Here is an 18007-nt window from a genome sequence, read left to right on the forward strand (position 1 = left end):
CTCGATTACACCCAAAACTGGAAAATGATGATTTAGGTTAAGCTTTTTATCATCTACAATCAACAATTATCAAGGGCATCAGGGTGAATGATCGATCTAAGTCAGCTCGCTCCCGATTCTACCATCGGCCACCTTCCCACCCACCACTTTCTAGTGAGTCTCTCGACACCTGGGAAGCTTGTCGCAAAAACATTTGCCTATCAACCGGATATCCCTGGCGTCATCATTACCAGTAACCTGCGGATGGTGGGGATGATTTCTCGGCGCAAGTTTCAAGAATGGATGAGTCAACCCTATAACGTTGATCTTTATATGCAGCGCCCGATTCAAGTGCTGTTAGATTCTGTCAAAACTCCCCCTCTACAGCTCAATGACACTTGCGGAATTGATGAGGCTGCTCGAATTGCGCTCAATCGCTCTGAAGATTTAGTTTATGAACCGATTGTAGTGCTGTGTGATGACAAAAGTTATCGCTTACTAGATATGCAGGTGCTTCTGCTAGGCTTGTCGCAAATGTTAACGCTTTCAAATGAGATTATCCGATTGCAAAAAATTGAAAATTTAGAATATCTTTCCAGGCTCCAGCGAGAACAAGATAAAGGAAAAGGATATACGCAATTATTAGAATTTAATTTGTTGGAAATTCAAAAACAAAATCAGAAGTTAACTTTTCAGCAATCCAAGTTGATCAAACAATCTAAAAAAATTGCCCAGCTCAATCAGCAATTTGTTGAAATCGGCAAACTGCTTTCTATCGAAGGTAGAAATGCTTTTTATGCCACCTTTACAGGAGTGAATGCGATTTGCCGCAACACCGATCAAATTGTTGATATTGGCAGAGCCTTAGCAAAAGAGCTAGAAACTGTTAATACGGCTTCTGTACAGATTTCCAAAGTCAGCCAGCAAGTCCGTTACTTGGCGGTACAGGCGGCGGTTGTCGCCAATCGCGCAGGCGGGCAATTTAATGAATTCAGTAAGGTAACTTCTGAAATTGGCAAATTAGTCACTCAAACATTTGATGCAGGACGTCAGGTGGATCAACTGGCGAATCGGTTTAAACGGCGGGTTCAAGAACTCACCGAATCTGCGAGACAAGGTGCGACTGTGGCAAAATCCTTAGTTCAAAAAATTGAACGAGCAGAAGGGGCACTTTCAGAATTAGAAGAACTGGTTAAACATCCAAATTCTTATATTACTTCAGCCACTCCAGAAAAGGGCATCATTGAAGAAATAACAGAAGCGCAGTCTTTAATGCAAAAAATTGAGCAAGCCGAAGGAGCGTTAACCGAAATAGAAGACGTGGTAAAACAGCAGGAGCTTTTACGCTTAATTCAAAAAATTGACGGAGTTTTGAGCCGGCATCGTCAAAAGTTACTTCAGTAACCGAATAAAACTTTTGTTAGATGAAACTTCTCGCAAAATTCACAAAAACCCCGGTTCAATCGCATCCAACCGTCAACTTTACCCGTGTATACCTGACGGCAGGCTGCGGTAAAATCTATGGTTTTAAACCCAATTTCAACTTTGGTAGCAAATCTGTATTTTCATCACCGGCTTATCCCCATCACGTTGCCGGCAAAATCCAGGCAACCCCAAAGCCGCCTGGATTTCTTAGCTGATTACAGATAAAATCGCACGGTAGAGACAATCACACCGCTGCGGTTAGCACGCAAGGCTGCTCTTAAGAAAAAAGCTGTTTGATTGTGCAAAAGCTCCTCCCACCAATTACGGGGGACAAATGTGGGAAGAATCACTGTGGAAAAAACGTCTGGATGGCAATCTTCAAATTTATGGACAAATTCGACAATCGGCGAAATTGCACTGCGGTAAGGCGAATCCAAAATGATCAGTGGAATATTAGTTTGTAGGAGTTTCCAGTCTTCCAACAGTTCCTCTCGCTGTGTCGTCCCAACATCAACATGAATCGCCACAATCTCATCAGCAATGCTACAGGCATATTCCAAGGCTTCTAACGAGCCGCGATGTACATTTCCTACTAACACAATCGCTGGATTAAAAGCGATAGCACCTTTCGGTCTAGGGTTAGGAATAGGCCGCAACTGACGCGACCGCAGACGCCTTGCCACGTATCCATAGTGACGCCGAATTGCTAAAAATAAGCCCATAACGATTGGAATTGCCACCACCACAACCCAAGCGCCTAAAAGGAACTTTGTGAGTACAATCACGCCGAGAACAACTGCCGTTGTTAAAGCGCCTAAACTGTTCATCACAGCACTGAATTGCCAACCGGCAGACCGCTCTTTAAACCAGTGAACAACCATGCCGGCTTGTGAGAGGGTAAAAGACGTGAACACGCCAACTGCATACAGGGGAATGATTGCGCTGGTATTTCCTCTGAAAATTAGAACTAAAATGCCGGCACAAACGCTCAGTAAAATGATGCCATTAGAGTACACCAAGCGATCGCCTAAAAGGGCTAATTGCCGAGGTAAAAATCCATCACGGGCGAGGAAATAACATAACCGAGGAAAGTCAGCGAAGCTAGTATTTGCTGCCAATAGTAAGATCAGCAGCGTTGTAGTTTGCAAGAAGTAATATAGCGGCCCACGGCCCAAAATCTCGCGACTCAATAGAGAAACCGCTGTTTCTCCCTCGTGCGGGACAATATGATAAGCGTGGGCAAGATAAGTAATGCCTAGAAACATGAATGCCAAAAGCACGCCCATGTAGCCCAAAGTAATGCGGGCATTTTTCCACTCTGGGGGTTTAAAGGCTAAGATGCCATCTGAGATTGCTTCTACGCCGGTGAGTGCGGCACAGCCGGCTGAAAATGCTCGCAAAACTAAAAATAAACTAATGCCTTCCGTTGCTTGAATGACAGTCTCGGTATTCGTAATTCGGCCCGTAAATTGGTTAAACAAACCTACAAGAATGAGTAATCCAATAGAGACGACAAAGGTGTAAGTGGGAATTACAAATAATTGGCCTGATGCCCTGACACCTCGTAGATTGGCGACCATTAGTAAGAAAATGAAAATCAGACACAGTAATTCTGTGTAAGGTTTCAACGTAGGAAATGCTGAGGTGAGGGCAGCCGTGCCGGCAGAGATACTGACGGTTACCGTCAAGATATAATCAATCATCAGTGAGCCGGCGGCAATCAATCCTGGCACCAGTCCTAAATTTTCCCGCGCCACGATGTAAGAACCACCGCCTTTGGGATAGGCGCGAATCGTTTGCTGGTAGGACAGCACCACTACCACAAGCAGCAGCACGATCGCACCGGCAATGGGCAAAGACCAAGTCAGCGCTGCACTGCCAGCTGCGATCAGCACCAAAAGAATCTCCTCAGTCGCATAAGCCACGGAGGAAAGCGCATCCGAGGCAAGCACCGCCAAGCCGGCAGCGTTACTCAAGCGTTCTTCCTCAGAAGCACTCGTCGGTAAAGGATCGCCGACTAACCATCGTTTGAGTTGAAAGTAGAAGGACATAAACAATGCACCGTTCTAAGCAATAGGCTGTACGCTATAATATCTCCCCTTGCCCATCACGGATTGTCTATTATTTAGGACGAAAAATTTTTTGCTATAAAAACTTGCAGGTCTTTAAAACATCCAACTTTTTTTTGGTAGGAGAATTTCTCTCTGTAAAAACGTGCCGAGATTTAAAACATTCAACCCGCCTAAGCTTTGGGAATAGAGGGAACGAATCAAATAAAAAAAGCTCCTCAGAATAACTGAGAAGCCGGCAAACAAACACAATATATTGGGTGAAATTCTAACTTCCGCCAATCACCGGGGCAACAAGCACCGGCAGATCCGCTAAGGGTGCCGGTTGTAGCGCCACCGGCTTAGAATGCGGCTTCTGCGCTAGCGTTGGCACCGAATCTCTCAGTCGCGCCGTTAGCTGCACGATCGTTGCATCATAAACCTGAGTCAGAATCTTGGGATATAAACCAATCCCAATAATCGGCACCAACAGAGAAGCAATGATAAACACTTCTCGCGGTTCCGCATCCACCAAAACCTCGTGGCTGACGAGTTCTTTATTTTCTGGGCCGTAGAAAATCTCACGCAGCATCGACAGCAAGTAAATCGGAGTTAGAATCACCCCAACCGCTGCCAAAAATACCACGATCACCTTAAACGTTGAGCTATAGGCATCACTGGTTGCAAAGCCTACAAATACCATCAACTCCGCCACAAAACCGCTCATCCCTGGCAGTGCTAAAGACGCCAGAGAACAAGCCGTCCACATCGCGAAAACCTTCCGCATCTTCTGCCCAACGCCCCCCATTTCATCTAGCATCAGGGTGTGCGTTCGGTCATAGGTGGCTCCCACCATAAAGAAGAGACTTGCCCCAATTAGCCCGTGGGAAACCATTTGCAGCATTGCCCCACTCGTTCCTAGGTCGGTAAAAGAACCTAGCCCAATCAGAACAAACCCCATGTGGGAAATCGAAGAGTAAGCAATCTTGCGTTTTAAGTTTCGCTGGGCAAAGGAAGTCAGGGCGGCATAGATAATATTGACAACCCCCAGAATCACCAGCACCGGCGCAAACACCGCATGAGCATCTGGAAGCATCCCGGCATTCATGCGAAACAGCGCATAACCGCCCATTTTCAACAGAATGCCGGCAAGCAACATATGTGCCGGTGCCGTCGCCTCCCCGTGGGCGTCAGGCAGCCAAGTGTGCAGCGGAAAAATTGGCAGCTTTACCCCGTAGGCGATTAAGAAGCCCCCATAAAGCCACAACTGCAGGTTCATGGCGTAATCTTTGTTGGCAATCGCCCGCATATCAAACGTTACGGTATCCCCGTAAAACGCCATCGTTAAGGCTGCCAACAGGATAAACAGCGAACCCCCCGCCGTGTAGAGAATAAACTTCGTTGCCGCATATTGCCGCTTCTTGCCGCCCCAAATCGCCAGAATTAGGTAAACCGGCACCAATTCCAGTTCCCAAACTAGGAAAAACAGCAGCATATCCTGAACGGCAAACACCGCAATCTGGCCCCCATACATGGCCAGCATCAGGAAATAAAACAGCTTCGGCTTCAGCGTCACCGGCCAAGCGGCGAGAATTGCCAGGGTTGTAATAAAGGCAGTCAACAAAATCAGCGGCATTGACAGCCCATCGGCACCCACCGACCAATTCAAATCGAGTTGCGGCACCCAAGCATAGCTTTCTACCAGTTGCAACTCAGGATTGCTCAAATCGTACTGGCTGTAGAAAGCGTAAACCGTTACGGCTAAATCAATCAGCCCCACAATCAGGGCGTACCATCTCACCGTTTTACCATCTTTGTCCGGGATCACGGGAAGCAGCAGCGCTGCCGTGATTGGAAACAAGATGATAAATGTGAGCCAGGGAAAATCAGCTAAATTCATAATTGCAAATTGTTAATTGGCAATTGAGCAATGAGCCAGAATGCGGCAATATCCACATCCTTAGCTTGCCTCCGCGAAGCGGTGGGATTGGGAATCGGGCATTGGTTGGATTGTTTACCATGCCCTATGCCCAATTCCCCATGCCCGACTATCAACTTACTCCAAAGACAATCACGATTCCTAAAACAGCCCCAAATACTATCAGGGCGTAGAATTGAGCGCGGCCCGTTTCAAAGTATTTCAGCCCTTCGCCACTCAATACTGTAATTAAACCTGTGAGGTTCACAGCACCATCAACAACTCGATAGTCCACTTCCATCACTTGCCGCGCTAACCGGCGGCTACCTTTGACGAAGAGGAAATCGTAGATGTTATCGAAATACCACTTGTTGAGCGACAGCTTGTAGAGTGGTTGGATTGTTTTGGCGATTGCTGCGGGGTCAATCTTGCGACTCAGATACATCAGAGAAGCGAGGGTGATGCCAATCAAAGCAATCCCGACAGAACTGCCGCCCATGATCAGGAATTCGTTTAAATTGAATTCCTCTGCGTGTTCGAGTGCCGGTGTTCCATGCAATGCTTCCACAGCCGCCATGACGGTTGGGGGATGGATAAACTCCTCAAAGTAATTTGCAAAGGGAGTTCCCAGCAAACCAATCAGGACAGAAGGCACTGCCAACGCCATCAGGGGGAACGTCATCGTTAGCGGTGACTCGTGAGGAAATTCACTATGACCGTGATGGGCATGAGGGTCGCTGTCATGTTCCAATTCCTTGGGGTTCATCGCTCCTGGCCCAAAAGCCGGCTGCAGTTCTTTGCCGCTTTCTGCAAGCAACTGGTTGCGAATCTGCTGATCATTACCCCGGAATTTCCCTTCAAATGTCGAGAAATACATCCGGAACATATAGAAGGCGGTAATGCCGGCAGTCACCCAGCCAACGCCCCACAGAAATGGATTTACGGCAAAGGTAGAACCTAAGATTTCATCCTTAGACCAGAAGCCGGCAAATGGCGGAATCCCGCAGATCGCCAAGGTTCCAATCAAAAAGGTGGTGGCTGTCACCGGCATATGTTTCCGCAAACCTCCCATCAGGCGCATATCCTGCGCCAAGACGGCATCATGACCCACAACGCCTTCCATGCCGTGAATTACTGAGCCAGAGCACAGGAACAGCATGGCTTTGAAGTAAGCGTGGGTCATTAGGTGAAACAAGCCGGCTCCATAAGCTCCCACTCCCATTGCCATCACCATATAGCCGAGCTGGGAGATGGTTGAGTAAGCTAAGCCTTTTTTAATGTCGTTTTGAGTAATCGCAATCGTCGCCCCTAAAAAGGCTGTGAAAGCGCCGGTGTAAGCGATTACATCCATTGCCACCGGCACGCCTTCAAACACTGGGTACATCCGGGCGATCAAAAAGACGCCGGCTGCAACCATTGTTGCGGCGTGAATCAAGGCTGAAATGGGTGTTGGGCCTTCCATTGCGTCTGGCAGCCAGACTTGCAGGGGAAATTGCGCTGATTTGGCGACCGGCCCTAAAAAGACCAGAATTGCAAATAAGGCAGCCAAACCACCACTTAAGGCACCAGACTGCACCAAATCTTGCAATCGTGCACCGATCTCGTTGAATTCAAAGCTGCCGGTGCTCCAATAGAGTGCCAGAATTCCCAGCAGCAAACCAAAGTCACCCACGCGGTTTGTGACAAACGCCTTCTGGCAAGCATCCGCCGCCGCTTTTCGGTCATACCAGAACCCGATCAGCAGGTATGAACACATACCGACCAGTTCCCAGAAAATATAAACTTGTACCAGATTTGGGCTAACCACCAGACCCAACATCGAGGAGCTAAACAAGCTCAGGTATGCGTAGAAGCGCACATACCCCGGATCGTGAGCCATGTAGCCATCTGTATAAACCATTACCAAAAAGGCTACGGTTGTCACGATGACCAACATCAGAGAGGTCAGGGGGTCAATCGTGTAGCCCATCCGCAGGTGGAAATCTCCCGCTGCAGCCCATTCCAAGGTATAGAGATAGGGTTCATGACCTTGAATTTGACTCCAGAGCAGCGCAAAGGAAAAAACCATTGCTGCTCCTAGCAAGGAGACTATAAACACAGCATTCAACTGCCGCAGACGGTTGGTTAACCCATTAAAAGAAATTAAGCCCAGGCCAACCACCATTGCCCCTAATAGAGGCAGGACTGGAATCACCCAGGCATACTGATAGATTGGTTCCATCACTGAACGCCTACTTTAAGTTTCTTTACTCATTTGGCAGAATTGTTTACATTGTGACATACGGTGCGCGGCTACGACTGGGGATTATAATGATTTAAAATTCAGTCAAATAGACAGTCGCTTAACATTTTTGTTTGACTACTGCAAGTAAAAAGATCACTTTTAAAAATTGGCATAGGGCAATCTTGTAGTGACTTACCATAAGCGAGGGGATGATATGCTACTCCCCACCGGCATAGCTTAGTTAGTCCGAAATGGTGAAATAGAAGATTGCATGGGATAGGCTGTTCACCACATTTCTCCCCCTCTTCCCTAGTCCCATGCCCGATGCCCCTACCTTTAGGTAGGCGAAGCCTTGACCCATGCCCCATGCCCCTACCTTTAGGTAGGCGAAGCCTTGACCCATGCCCCATGCCCCATGCCCCATGCCCCTCCATAGAAAAACCCCACCAAGACTTTGCTCCAAGTGGGGTTGTTGAAACTCGACGAGATCAGACACTTTTTCTAGGCAGAATAAGGATGGCGCTCCTGTGCCGGCTGCAGACAAAGGGTTTTAGAATGTTTTGCGTAGTTGAGGGCGATCGCTTCTAGCGCCATCCGCAGATCGTCTCGTCCGTTAAAACCATCGAGTCGATGCCGCACTTTGCCTTCTTCAAACAGGATCAACGTCGGCAAAGTCGTAAGTCGGTAAGTGTTTGCTACTTTTAAACTTTCGTCAGCATTAAATCCAACAATTTTGAGGTGATCGCCCCACTCTGCCTGATAGCGCATCAAGATGGGGTTAATCATTCGGCACAGGCCGCACCAGGGTGCCCAAAAATGAACTAAAACAGGAGTGGAAGATTCTAAAACTTCTTGTGTAAACGCCCGCTCACTAATAGTTGACAGCAGCATGATTCCTCAAGATTTATTTCTGTTTACTATCGGCTTTGGGATCATGCTACCGCTAATTGGGATCATCTGGACAACTGAATTCGTAACGTTTGCGGCGAATTTTACCAGCCGGCACTGGCTGTTACTCGGATTAACAGGGGATGCGCCCACCATAGCAGCAGGATGAAGCCGGTGACGCCTAGGTACGACGGACGGACAAACTCCCGCCACTCAAAGGTTTGCCGGCCTTGGAGAATCGCTAAAAAGGGGGTAATCGAAGTGCGAGATTTAACGGCTTCAAACGCGTCTCCGTAACGACTGGCAAGCCGGCGATCCCCATGCCACACTCCAAAGATATGGTGCAGGATCAAACCGATGGAAGTGACGAGGGTAAAAGAGGTGCCGATCCAGAGTGTGTGGGCAATACACCAAATGATCTGTCCTACCATCTGGGGGTGCCTGGTGACGCGGATGATGCCGGTTTCGTAGAGGTGAACTTGGGGCTTAGTCACCGCTGCGATTTCTAAGAGGTTAAAGGTTGCTGGGTAGAGAAAAAAGAAAGAAATTGCCGAGAGTACCCATACTGCCGGCTGCACTCCTCTGACTCCCTGCACCTGCCACAACTGCCAGCCGTCATATCGATGATTAAAGAAATAGACAATTAGCACCACGGCTAAAGGCAAGCTCACCAGGGCGAACAAGACGCGGTAAAGCCTCGCCCCTAGGCGTTTTTCTCCCCAAGGACGCAAGCCGGCTAAACCGCTGTGAGCGATCGCAAAACCCAGCAGCAGTCCCAGCATGATCAAATGGCTCGTCGTTAGCCCATTAAAAGACATCGCACTCACTCAATCGAAAAAATAAAATACAATCAGCACGACTTACAGGTTGGGGTCAGTTGGTTAATTCCTGATACATTCAGAAGAGTCCAGTTGTACCCACTTCTAGATATTGTGCAAGTCAGGTAAATCTTAGTACAACTGGTCAAGGTTGCAGTTGAAAGATTCTGGATATCTTCTTCTGAGCCACTAATTTCTTTGTGCTTGGACTTTGACCCCCATCGTCACAAACGATTTAAAGGGACGTGTACCCTGTTGTGCTACTGTCGTTGTGTTAGAAGCACCAAAACATACTGGGCCACTTAATCACTCAGTCCGCATCCGTTGAATCGGTTGGCTGCCTCAAGGCTCCTTTCCCCTTTCAGGTTTAGCGATATGTCCGACCTTCCTTTCACGTTAGATCAGTTACGCATCCTCAAAGCAATCGCCGCTGAGGGCAGTTTTAAACGGGCCGCTGATAGCTTATATGTCTCACAGCCGGCTGTCAGTCTGCAAGTGCAAAATTTAGAGCGGCAGTTGGATGTACCATTGTTTGATCGGGGGGGCCGGCGTGCCCAACTGACAGAAGCAGGGCACCTACTTCTCAGCTACGGGGAAAAGATTTTGACGCTTTGCCAGGAAACCTGTCGAGCGATTGAGGATCTGCAAAACCTTCAAGGCGGCACCCTGATTGTTGGCGCTTCTCAGACAACAGGGACTTATCTTCTGCCTCGCATGATTGGGATGTTCCGGCAACGCTATCCCGATGTGGCGGTACAATTGCACGTTCACTCAACTCGGCGCACCGCGTGGAGTGTGGCCAATGGTCAAATTGATTTGGCCATCGTCGGCGGTGAAATTCCCCCAGAATTGCAAGAATCTTTAGAAGTTGTGCCTTATGCCGATGATGAACTGGCCCTGATTTTGCCGGTTTTTCACCCGCTTACTAAAATTGATCCGATTCAAAAAGAAGACCTTTACAAATTGCAGTTTATCACCCTTGACTCGCAATCAACGATTCGCAAGGTGATCGATCAGGTTCTCTCTCGCTGCGGAATCGATACGCGCCGGCTCAAAATCGAGATGGAATTGAACTCGATTGAAGCAATTAAAAATGCCGTGCAAGCCGGCTTAGGTGCTGCGTTTGTCTCGATTTCTGCGATTGAGAAGGAGTTGCAGATGGGCGTGATCCACCGTGCTCCCATTGAGGAAGTGGTGGTGAAACGGATGCTGTCAGTTATTTATAATCCGAACCGCTATCGCTCAAAAGCCGCAGAGGCATTTAGCCGCGAAATATTACCCCAATTTGCCACGCAAGGGCTGGAAAAGCATCTGATACCGACTCTGCCGGTGGAATCAAATGCTTTAGAGACAGCTTCCCCTAACTCAACAGGAAGTTAATCTGGGTTTTTGATCGGGTTTTCCTGTCCCAAATCCTCAGTTATTTGTCCCCAAGCTTTCGCCCTTGACTTTTGACCGATAACCGATGATCGCTGAACTCTGACTTCTGACGGCTATGGAAATTCTCTGCACCCGCACCGGCTGTCCCCGTCCCGTCAACTCTTTTGCCGATCTCGATGACAGCAACATTCTCAAAACAGTGCAGCAGAAGTTCTGCACCAGCTGCGGGATGCCGCTGATTTTAATTGGGCGGTATCTGCCGGTGAAACTCCTGGGTAAGGGAGGATTTGGCGCAGCGTTTCTTGCTCGCGATCGCTATACCCCGGCGATGCGTCAGTGTGTGGTCAAACAGTTTCAACCGGCAGGCGATCTGACTCCCCAACAAATGCAAATCGCCCAAGGTTTATTTGAGCGCGAGGCGGTGGTTTTAGAGGAATTGGGCAACCGGCATCCCCAAATCCCGGATCTGTTTGCATTCTTTCCCCTGGAAGTCCCCGGCTTGCAACCGGGCAAACCAGACCAGTTTTTTTATCTGGTACAAGAATTTATTGATGGGCAAAATTTAGAGGAGGAACTGGCGCAGAAAGGGCAGTTCTCTGAAGCAGAGATTTTGGAAGTGCTGGGAGAAATCCTCAAGGTGCTGAAATTTGTCCACGAACACCATTCCATCCACCGAGATATCAAGCCGGCGAATATTATGCGTGCTCGCAATGGCCGGCTTTTTTTGTTAGATTTCGGTGCCGTCAAGCAAGTGGCGCAGGCAGCAGGGGGAGATCCCGGACATCAGCGCAGCACCGGCATCTATTCGATGGGGTTCGCACCGCCAGAACAAATGGCCGGCAGCACGGTTTTTCCTTCCACTGATCTGTACGCCTTGGCAGTGACTTGCATTACATTGCTCACAGGCAAGTCGGCAATGGAGTTATTTGATTCCTACAGCAATGAGTTGAACTGGAGAGGATATGCACGGGTTAGTGATCATCTCGCAACGATTTTAGATCGGATGCTGCTATCTGCTCCCAGCCGGCGCTTCCAGTCAGCCGACGAGGTGATTGCCGCCCTTTCTCCCCAACAACCCCAACCGGCACCCTCTCTTAACCCACCGCCGTCAATGCCGCCGACTTCTCTACCCACCCAGATCACAGCCCCCCGCCCAGCACCCGCAACACCGCCGGCTCAGCAGTCCCCACCAGCCCCCCTACAACGCCCAACAAAGCCTTCCTTCTCAACCTTTGAGCTGTTAGGAGGAGCTGCATTTACCGGCTTTCAGGGGGCTTTACTGGCGATTGCCATTAGTAGTGCACTCGGAATTTCTGGAGTAAGTTATCTTATTTGGTTGGGAATCTTGGCGAGTGTGATCTTTGCCCAAGCCCGCCGTGTGATTGAGGGCAAGGATTTACCAATTATTGCGATTGTGACGCTGGCGATTGTGTTGGGCGTTTCCCAGTTACAAGGTGGATTTGGCCTTCAGGGCGTAGTGGCAATTGCCGCCTTGGCCGGCTTATCTGCAGTCGCCCTCACCGCACTGTTTCGCCTAATTTACAAGTTACTTTCCAGTATTTTTTAAGCCGGTGGGGGAGTAGGGCAATCTATCCATGTCTCAAAATAAGGAAACCACTGTTCTCGTTTTGTCCCTCCTAATCACCGCTGGATTATTGGGGGCAGGTTTCTGGTGGTTGCTCAACCACTTTGCGGTTAATAAAAATCGTGCAATTAACCATCAATCGGCTGCGGTTAGATCATCGAGTGCTGAAACATTTGCTCAAGTGCAGAACGTGCCTAGCGGACTTTTCAGCTATGGTGGCAGCACGACTTGGGCACCGATTCGGCGAGATTTAGATTCCGCGATTCAAACGGTTTGGCCTCAGTTTCGCTTGCGCTACACCCACCCTTACAATACGATTCCGAGTTCGGGTACAGGGCTGCGGATGCTGTTAGACAATCAACTGTCCTTCGCTCACTCCTCTCGCCCGGTTCAAGATAAGGAATACCAACAGGCGCAACAACGGGGTTTTATGCTGAAAGAGGTGCCGGTGGCGATTGATGGCAGGGCGGTTGCCGTAAACCCAAGTTTGAATATACCCGGTTTAACCGTAGACCAAGTCAATGATATTGACAGCGGCAAGATTACCAATTGGAGCCAAGTGGGCGGCCCTGACTTGAAAATTACGCGCTACGCGGTACAGGGTGATGCCGCTGGCCGGTTTGAATTAGTGCCCACTCCAACAGACGCTTTACGGAAGGTTGCTACTGATCCTGGGGGAATTTTTCAAGCCTCAGCCCCTTTGGTTGTCTCGCAGTGTAAGATCAAGGCGCTGCCGGTGGGCCGTAATCTCAATCAGCTCATTGCTCCGTATAAGGAGCCTTTTATTCCCCTTGATCAGTGCCCAGCTAAGCGCAACCAAGTGAATACGGCTGTATTTCAGAGTGGTGAGTATCCGATTACCCGTCGCCTGTTAGTTGTGATTAAACAGAACGGTCAAATTGATCAACAAGCCGGTGAAGCCTATGCTAATTTACTGCTAACGCCTCAAGGTCAAGAGCTGATTGAAAAGGCTGGATTTGTGAGAATCCGCTAAGTTTTTCAATTTTAAAAAGCGGTTTAGGCCGGCATCTATAGCAAATTGACCCATTGAAAGCAAGACTATCTTGATTAATTTGCTTCAATGTGATAGAGCTTCAGCGTATTTAATTTGATTAATCAGTTGCTTTCGCGGTTCTGGTTTGCCGAAAGAACAATACTATGATCAAAGAAGTTTAAGAAACTTCATAAAACGACTGTGACAACACAACAGCTAACACCGGCATCAACGTTTGAAAGGCTCACTTGGACTTGGCAGGGCCACAAAATCCAATACACTGTGATGGGCGTGGGTCGCCCCCTGGTGTTGATTCATGGCTTTGGAGCCTCAATTGGCCACTGGCGTAACAACATTCCCGCACTCGCTGCCGGCGGCTACCGAGTATTTGCCTTGGATCTCTTAGGATTTGGTGCTTCAGATAAGCCGGCACTCGATTATTCCCTGGAACTGTGGCAAGAAATGCTGAAGGATTTCTGGGAATCACAAATTCAGGAACCGGCAGTATTTGTGGGCAATTCCATTGGTGCACTGCTGAGTTTGATGGTGGTTGCCAATCATCCAGAAATTGCCGCCGCCGGCATTTTGATCAACTGTGCCGGGGGATTGAATCATCGACCTCATGAACTGAATTTGCCCTTGCGAACCGTGATGGGCATCTTTACCAAATTAGTCACTTCGCCGGTTATAGGGCCGTTCTTATTTAACCGCATCCGCCAGAAAAACCGTCTGCGTCGCACACTGCAACAAGTTTATTGCAACCATGACGCCGTTACCGACGAGCTGATCGATTTGATTTATGAACCTTCCTGCGATCCAGGTGCTCAGCGTGTGTTTGCCTCAATTCTCGCAGCGCCTCCCGGCCCGGAACCATCAGAATTGTTGCCACAAGTCAAGCATCCGTTGCTTGTTTTATGGGGAGCAAATGACCCTTGGACACCAATTGCCGGTGGACGCATTTATGAAGAATTGAGCCAAACTCAACCGATAGAATTTGTCTCTATTCCCAACACCGGCCATTGTCCCCATGATGAACGACCAGAGATTGTGAATTCGTTCATTTTGAACTGGCTAGCTCAGCAAACGGGAAACTCTGCCTCTTAAAAGGATGCCGGTTGAATGTCGGTGAAAAGGCAAAAGGCAGAATCGTTGTCTTTTGCCTTCACAATATCTATTGAACGAAGACTTTATAGAGGATCAGCAATATGAAAAAAGCGCTAATTTGTGGGATATCGGGTCAGGATGGGGCATATCTAGCCAAGTTACTTCTGGAGAAAGGTTATATTGTCTGCGGCACTTCACGGGATGCCCAAATGTCTTCTTTTGGGAATTTGGTGCGCTTGGGCATTCGGGAACAGGTGAAATTAGAGTCAATGTCTCTAACTGATTTCCGCAGTGTCTTGCAGGTACTAAGGAAAATTCAGCCGGATGAAGTTTACAATCTGGCAGGGCAGAGTTCGGTGGGGCTGTCTTTTGAGCAGCCGGTGGAGACGCTGGAAAGTATTACCACCGGCACCCTAAATTTACTAGAGGCGCTTCGCTTCACCGGCGCACCGATTAAAATTTACAATGCCGGCTCCAGTGAGTGTTTTGGAGATACTGGCGATGCTTCAGCTAACGAAACCACTCCCTTTCGTCCCCGCAGCCCCTATGCTGTGGCAAAGGCAGCAGCGTTTTGGGAAGTGGCGAACTATCGCGAAGCTTACGGTTTATTTGCCTGTTCCGGCATTTTGTTTAACCATGAGTCTCCCCTGCGGCCTGGGCGCTTCGTTACGCAAAAGATTGTTGCCGGTGCTTGCGCGATCGCTCAAGGAAGTCAACAGAAGTTGCATTTGGGTGATATTTCAGTTCGGCGGGACTGGGGTTGGGCACCGGAATATGTTGAAGCGATGTATTTAATGTTGCAACAAGAAAAGCCTGATGATTATGTGATTGCAACAGGTGAAAGTAATAAGTTAGAAGACTTTGTAGCGGCAGCTTTTGCTTGTGTGGGCTTAGATTGGCATGATTATGTCGTCATTGATGCCGGTTTTTACCGGCCTACAGATATTGCAGTCGGCAGAGGTCATCCAGCGAAGGCGCGGGAACAGCTAGGTTGGCAAGCGAAATACAAGATGCAGGATGTAGTGCGAATGATGGTAGAAGCAAAGCAGGCAAATTTGGTAAAAGCGGAGTCATACTCTGGCTTAACTGCCACCTCCAGCAAACCTACAAATTAACGGCTTTACCGGCACCTTTCCCCAAGCTTTGTTTGTGGTCGCCTAATTATCCAAGGTGCCTAGAACTCGCAGAATTTCGCCGGCATTCTCTAACTCACCCACAATGCGCCGGACAGGTCGCGGCCACACTTTAACCAGAGTCGGCGTTGCAGAGACTTGATCGGCTTCTGCTTGCTCTGGATGTTTAAAAATATCAATCACTTTCAGCGTGTAAGGACAGCTGATCGCTCGCTCTAAAAGCTGGTGCAGCCGCTCCAAAGTGCGTTCAGTTGCAGCAGTATTTTTACCAACAAATAGGCGCAAAATATAACCTTTCGTTTCTACTCGCTCAGGTGCGAAGATCACCGGCTCTGCAGAGGCAGGAACATCAATGCCGGTGCGTTCAACACGGATCACCAGGTCGTGATCTTCCCAAAGCTGAGGAAACTGTGACCGATAGGTTGCCAATACCATTGGATTGCATAATTGCTCTAGCCAAGGTGCAGCTTGCCAAACCAAATCACCTGTATTAAAAACTGCACTCAGCAGTGCTTTATGCCGTAAAACCGGCGCATGAGCCTCCGCAGAAATTCTTAGCTGCTGGGTGTAAGGATCAATCCAGCGGTCAATTGTTGCCGTATATCCCGGCACCAAAAAATGGGGTGGCTCTGGCAAACCCAGTCTTTCCTGAAGCGCTGCACACAAATGCAGGTGCCAACGGCTGTGCTTACTTGGATCAATGCAATAAATCAAATCTCCCCCAGGTGTAAACAAGGCAATGCCTTTAAACACTTGGGGGAGAGAAGTTGCTGAGTTCTTAGTCTCTTGAAACTTCGCTCTATAATTCATAACAACAGAACTCAGAACTTAAAATATTGGGGAGCAGCTCAATTTTCTAGCTAATCTGGGGTGAAGGATGAAACAGGAAGTGTAAATTCTTCTATGTTTTATCCTTCTCTTCTTGATCCCTAACTCATTTTTGCCCAGATATCTAAATTCTTCATCCTTCTTTAGATACGTCCTCGCAGGAATTGTGCCATTTCATTCGGAGTAGGCGACATTTCCAAGGCAATTTCCTCAGTAATGCGACCTTCTTGATAAAGGTTAAGTAGTGCCTTGTTCATGGTGATCATGCCATCGAACTCGGACTTGAGCATCACTTGGTTGATTTCCTCCATTTCACCTTTGATAATGTATTCTCTAATCGCATCCGTGGCGACCATAATGTCGTGATAGGCAGCCCGTTTGCCGTCTGTGGTTTTGCACAAACCTTGAGCGATAATTGCCACGAGAGATTCTGCCAAAGACACCCGCATTGCCGGCTGTTCTGCAGGAGGGAACATCCCCATAATCCGCTCAATGGTTTTAATGGCGCTGTTGGTGTGCAGGGTTCCTGCCACTAAGTGACCCGTTGAAGCGGCTTTCAGGGCAATATTAATCGTTTCTTGATCTCGAATTTCCCCCACCAGCATCATATCCGGGTCTTCCCGCAAAGCGGCTTTCAGGGCGTTTTTAAATTCTAGGGTGTGCCGGCCTACTTCTCGGTGCTTGATCAAGCATTTTTGGCTGACATGGACAAATTCAACTGGGTCTTCAATGGTGATGATATGTTTAGCCATGTTCTTATTGATGTAATCCATCATGGCTGCCATTGTGGTGGACTTACCCGAACCTGTTGGCCCTGTCACCAAAAGTAACCCTTTATGATAGTGGCACAGATCCTTGAACACCGGCGGCAACTTCAGCTGCTCCATTGTCAGAATCTGCGATCCGATCAAGCGCAACACCATCGCTGGGCCGGCTAAACTATCAAAAATATTAATCCGGATGCGGACAAAGCCTAAATCTGCTGCGCCGTCAAAGTCTAGGTGCTCTTGAAACTGCCGGATTTCCTCATCCGTCAGCACTTCCTGTAGCCAACCCATAAACGTATCTAAATCGGTTACGGGCCACTCGGTGGGTACGATGTCGCCCCGACTACGGAAACGAGGGGCTTCATTGACGCCTAAGTGAATATCAGAACACCCTTTTTCGTTAGCGACCCCGACCATTGCTCTTAAAGTTGGCTGCGCCCCACCGGATGCTGAGAATTTCGGAGTTGCCGGTGCTGCCGCCGCTGGTGGGCGAGTTTGTTGAGCCTGGCTAGTGGCTGCTGGAGGTGCTGCCGGCGGAGGGGCTACCGGCGGAGGTGCTGCCGGCATTGTCATTGTTTGTGAAGACTGCCGCTGAGTCGTGCCGGCTGCTGCCGTCCCTGTTGTCATACTAGCCGGAGGTGCTGGGGGCCGGCCAGGTGGCGGTGGCATCGGAGGAACGCGGGGTACACCAGGAGGGGGTGGAACGGGGGGACGATTAGATTGTGTCATTGGGCGCTACTTCTGATTGATGAATAAAGCTTTGAGATGCAAACTACTGAGTCGAGTTTGGCCAAGGCGATAGCCTGAATATAAGAGTCTATAGATGCCGGCGTGTTTACCCCCAGCGGGTTGGTCTCCCTAAGTGAGTAAACTGAATCACTCCTACGCTGAAAGGGTTAGTTCAATGTTCTGCCTT

General features: G+C 48.8%; 15 protein-coding genes. 7 read left to right on the forward strand and 8 right to left on the reverse strand.

Annotation, left to right across the window (positions count from 1 at the left end; genetic code table 11):
- Positions 1–87 precede the first annotated feature (87 nt).
- Together H6F73_RS16965 and H6F73_RS16970 are read left to right on the forward strand one after the other, a co-directional pair.
- Positions 88–1383 carry a chemotaxis protein gene (locus H6F73_RS16965; RefSeq protein WP_190759950.1) on the forward strand — a complete coding sequence of 432 codons (1296 nt, stop codon included), beginning with the start codon at positions 88–90 and terminating at the stop codon, positions 1381–1383.
- Positions 1384–1403: 20 nt separating this feature from the next.
- Positions 1404–1619, forward strand: a complete 216-nt coding sequence (locus H6F73_RS16970; protein ID WP_190759951.1) for a hypothetical protein — start codon at positions 1404–1406, stop codon at positions 1617–1619.
- Here the strand turns inward: H6F73_RS16970 and H6F73_RS16975 are convergent, their stop codons facing one another.
- The 6 genes from H6F73_RS16975 to H6F73_RS17000 all read right to left on the reverse strand — a co-directional run bounded on the left by H6F73_RS16975 (position 1620) and on the right by H6F73_RS17000 (position 9300).
- Complete coding sequence (locus H6F73_RS16975; RefSeq protein WP_190759952.1) at positions 1620–3455, reverse strand: APC family permease; 1836 nt, start codon at positions 3453–3455, stop codon at positions 1620–1622.
- Between the two features lie 286 nt (positions 3456–3741).
- Positions 3742–5352, reverse strand: coding sequence for an NAD(P)H-quinone oxidoreductase subunit 4 (locus H6F73_RS16980; protein ID WP_190759953.1), 1611 nt, complete (start codon positions 5350–5352; stop codon positions 3742–3744).
- Between the two features lie 151 nt (positions 5353–5503).
- Complete coding sequence (locus H6F73_RS16985) at positions 5504–7591, reverse strand: NAD(P)H-quinone oxidoreductase subunit 5 (protein ID WP_190759954.1); 2088 nt, start codon at positions 7589–7591, stop codon at positions 5504–5506.
- Between the two features lie 244 nt (positions 7592–7835).
- Positions 7836–8090: a hypothetical protein gene (locus H6F73_RS16990; RefSeq protein WP_190759955.1), complete on the reverse strand. Its 255-nt coding sequence runs from the start codon at positions 8088–8090 to the stop codon at positions 7836–7838.
- Positions 8091–8095: 5 nt separating this feature from the next.
- Positions 8096–8485 (reverse strand): thioredoxin family protein, encoded by a 390-nt coding sequence (locus H6F73_RS16995; protein ID WP_190759956.1) that lies wholly within the window; start codon positions 8483–8485, stop codon positions 8096–8098.
- Positions 8486–8586: 101 nt separating this feature from the next.
- Positions 8587–9300, reverse strand: coding sequence for an NnrU family protein (locus H6F73_RS17000; protein WP_190759957.1), 714 nt, complete (start codon positions 9298–9300; stop codon positions 8587–8589).
- A 375-nt stretch (positions 9301–9675) separates the two neighbouring features.
- On the opposite strand from H6F73_RS17000, the gene H6F73_RS17005 reads away from it, so the two are divergent.
- From H6F73_RS17005 to H6F73_RS17025, 5 genes are all read left to right on the forward strand, one after another.
- On the forward strand, positions 9676–10680 hold the full coding sequence (locus tag H6F73_RS17005) for a LysR family transcriptional regulator (RefSeq protein ID WP_190759958.1): 1005 nt from the start codon (positions 9676–9678) through the stop codon (positions 10678–10680).
- Between the two features lie 115 nt (positions 10681–10795).
- Positions 10796–12247 (forward strand): serine/threonine-protein kinase, encoded by a 1452-nt coding sequence (locus H6F73_RS17010; protein WP_190759959.1) that lies wholly within the window; start codon positions 10796–10798, stop codon positions 12245–12247.
- 28 nt (positions 12248–12275) lie between these two features.
- Positions 12276–13259, forward strand: a complete 984-nt coding sequence (locus H6F73_RS17015; protein ID WP_190759960.1) for a substrate-binding domain-containing protein — start codon at positions 12276–12278, stop codon at positions 13257–13259.
- Positions 13260–13460: 201 nt separating this feature from the next.
- A complete protein-coding gene (locus H6F73_RS17020; protein WP_190759961.1) occupies positions 13461–14363 on the forward strand; it encodes an alpha/beta fold hydrolase in 903 nt (300 codons plus the stop codon).
- A 101-nt stretch (positions 14364–14464) separates the two neighbouring features.
- Positions 14465–15478 carry a GDP-mannose 4,6-dehydratase gene (locus H6F73_RS17025; protein WP_190759962.1) on the forward strand — a complete coding sequence of 338 codons (1014 nt, stop codon included), beginning with the start codon at positions 14465–14467 and terminating at the stop codon, positions 15476–15478.
- A gap of 42 nt (positions 15479–15520) precedes the next feature.
- On the opposite strand, the gene H6F73_RS17030 is transcribed toward H6F73_RS17025, so the two are convergent.
- Positions 15521–16306 (reverse strand): circadian clock KaiB family protein, encoded by a 786-nt coding sequence (locus H6F73_RS17030; protein WP_190759963.1) that lies wholly within the window; start codon positions 16304–16306, stop codon positions 15521–15523.
- A 161-nt stretch (positions 16307–16467) separates the two neighbouring features.
- Positions 16468–17820 carry a type IV pilus twitching motility protein PilT gene (locus tag H6F73_RS17035; protein ID WP_190759964.1) on the reverse strand — a complete coding sequence of 451 codons (1353 nt, stop codon included), beginning with the start codon at positions 17818–17820 and terminating at the stop codon, positions 16468–16470.
- Between the last annotated feature and the right edge of the window lie 187 nt (positions 17821–18007).

Origin of the sequence: Microcoleus sp. FACHB-68, from assembly GCF_014695715.1 — a bacterium.
Classification (GTDB): domain Bacteria; phylum Cyanobacteriota; class Cyanobacteriia; order Cyanobacteriales; family Oscillatoriaceae; genus FACHB-68.

Excerpts from the sequence above, each read along its gene's own strand:
- H6F73_RS16965 (WP_190759950.1), top strand. The coding sequence starts at position 88 with ATGATCGATCTAAGTCAGCTCGCTCCCGATTCTACCATCGGCCACCTT.
- H6F73_RS16970 (WP_190759951.1), top strand. The coding sequence starts at position 1,404 with ATGAAACTTCTCGCAAAATTCACAAAAACCCCGGTTCAATCGCATCCA.
- H6F73_RS16975 (WP_190759952.1), bottom strand. The coding sequence starts at position 3,455 with ATGTCCTTCTACTTTCAACTCAAACGATGGTTAGTCGGCGATCCTTTA.
- H6F73_RS16980 (WP_190759953.1), bottom strand. The coding sequence starts at position 5,352 with ATGAATTTAGCTGATTTTCCCTGGCTCACATTTATCATCTTGTTTCCA.
- H6F73_RS16985 (WP_190759954.1), bottom strand. The coding sequence starts at position 7,591 with ATGGAACCAATCTATCAGTATGCCTGGGTGATTCCAGTCCTGCCTCTA.
- H6F73_RS16995 (WP_190759956.1), bottom strand. The coding sequence starts at position 8,485 with ATGCTGCTGTCAACTATTAGTGAGCGGGCGTTTACACAAGAAGTTTTA.
- H6F73_RS17000 (WP_190759957.1), bottom strand. The coding sequence starts at position 9,300 with ATGTCTTTTAATGGGCTAACGACGAGCCATTTGATCATGCTGGGACTG.
- H6F73_RS17005 (WP_190759958.1), top strand. The coding sequence starts at position 9,676 with ATGTCCGACCTTCCTTTCACGTTAGATCAGTTACGCATCCTCAAAGCA.
- H6F73_RS17010 (WP_190759959.1), top strand. The coding sequence starts at position 10,796 with ATGGAAATTCTCTGCACCCGCACCGGCTGTCCCCGTCCCGTCAACTCT.
- H6F73_RS17015 (WP_190759960.1), top strand. The coding sequence starts at position 12,276 with ATGTCTCAAAATAAGGAAACCACTGTTCTCGTTTTGTCCCTCCTAATC.
- H6F73_RS17025 (WP_190759962.1), top strand. The coding sequence starts at position 14,465 with ATGAAAAAAGCGCTAATTTGTGGGATATCGGGTCAGGATGGGGCATAT.
- H6F73_RS17030 (WP_190759963.1), bottom strand. The coding sequence starts at position 16,306 with ATGAATTATAGAGCGAAGTTTCAAGAGACTAAGAACTCAGCAACTTCT.
- H6F73_RS17035 (WP_190759964.1), bottom strand. The coding sequence starts at position 17,820 with ATGACACAATCTAATCGTCCCCCCGTTCCACCCCCTCCTGGTGTACCC.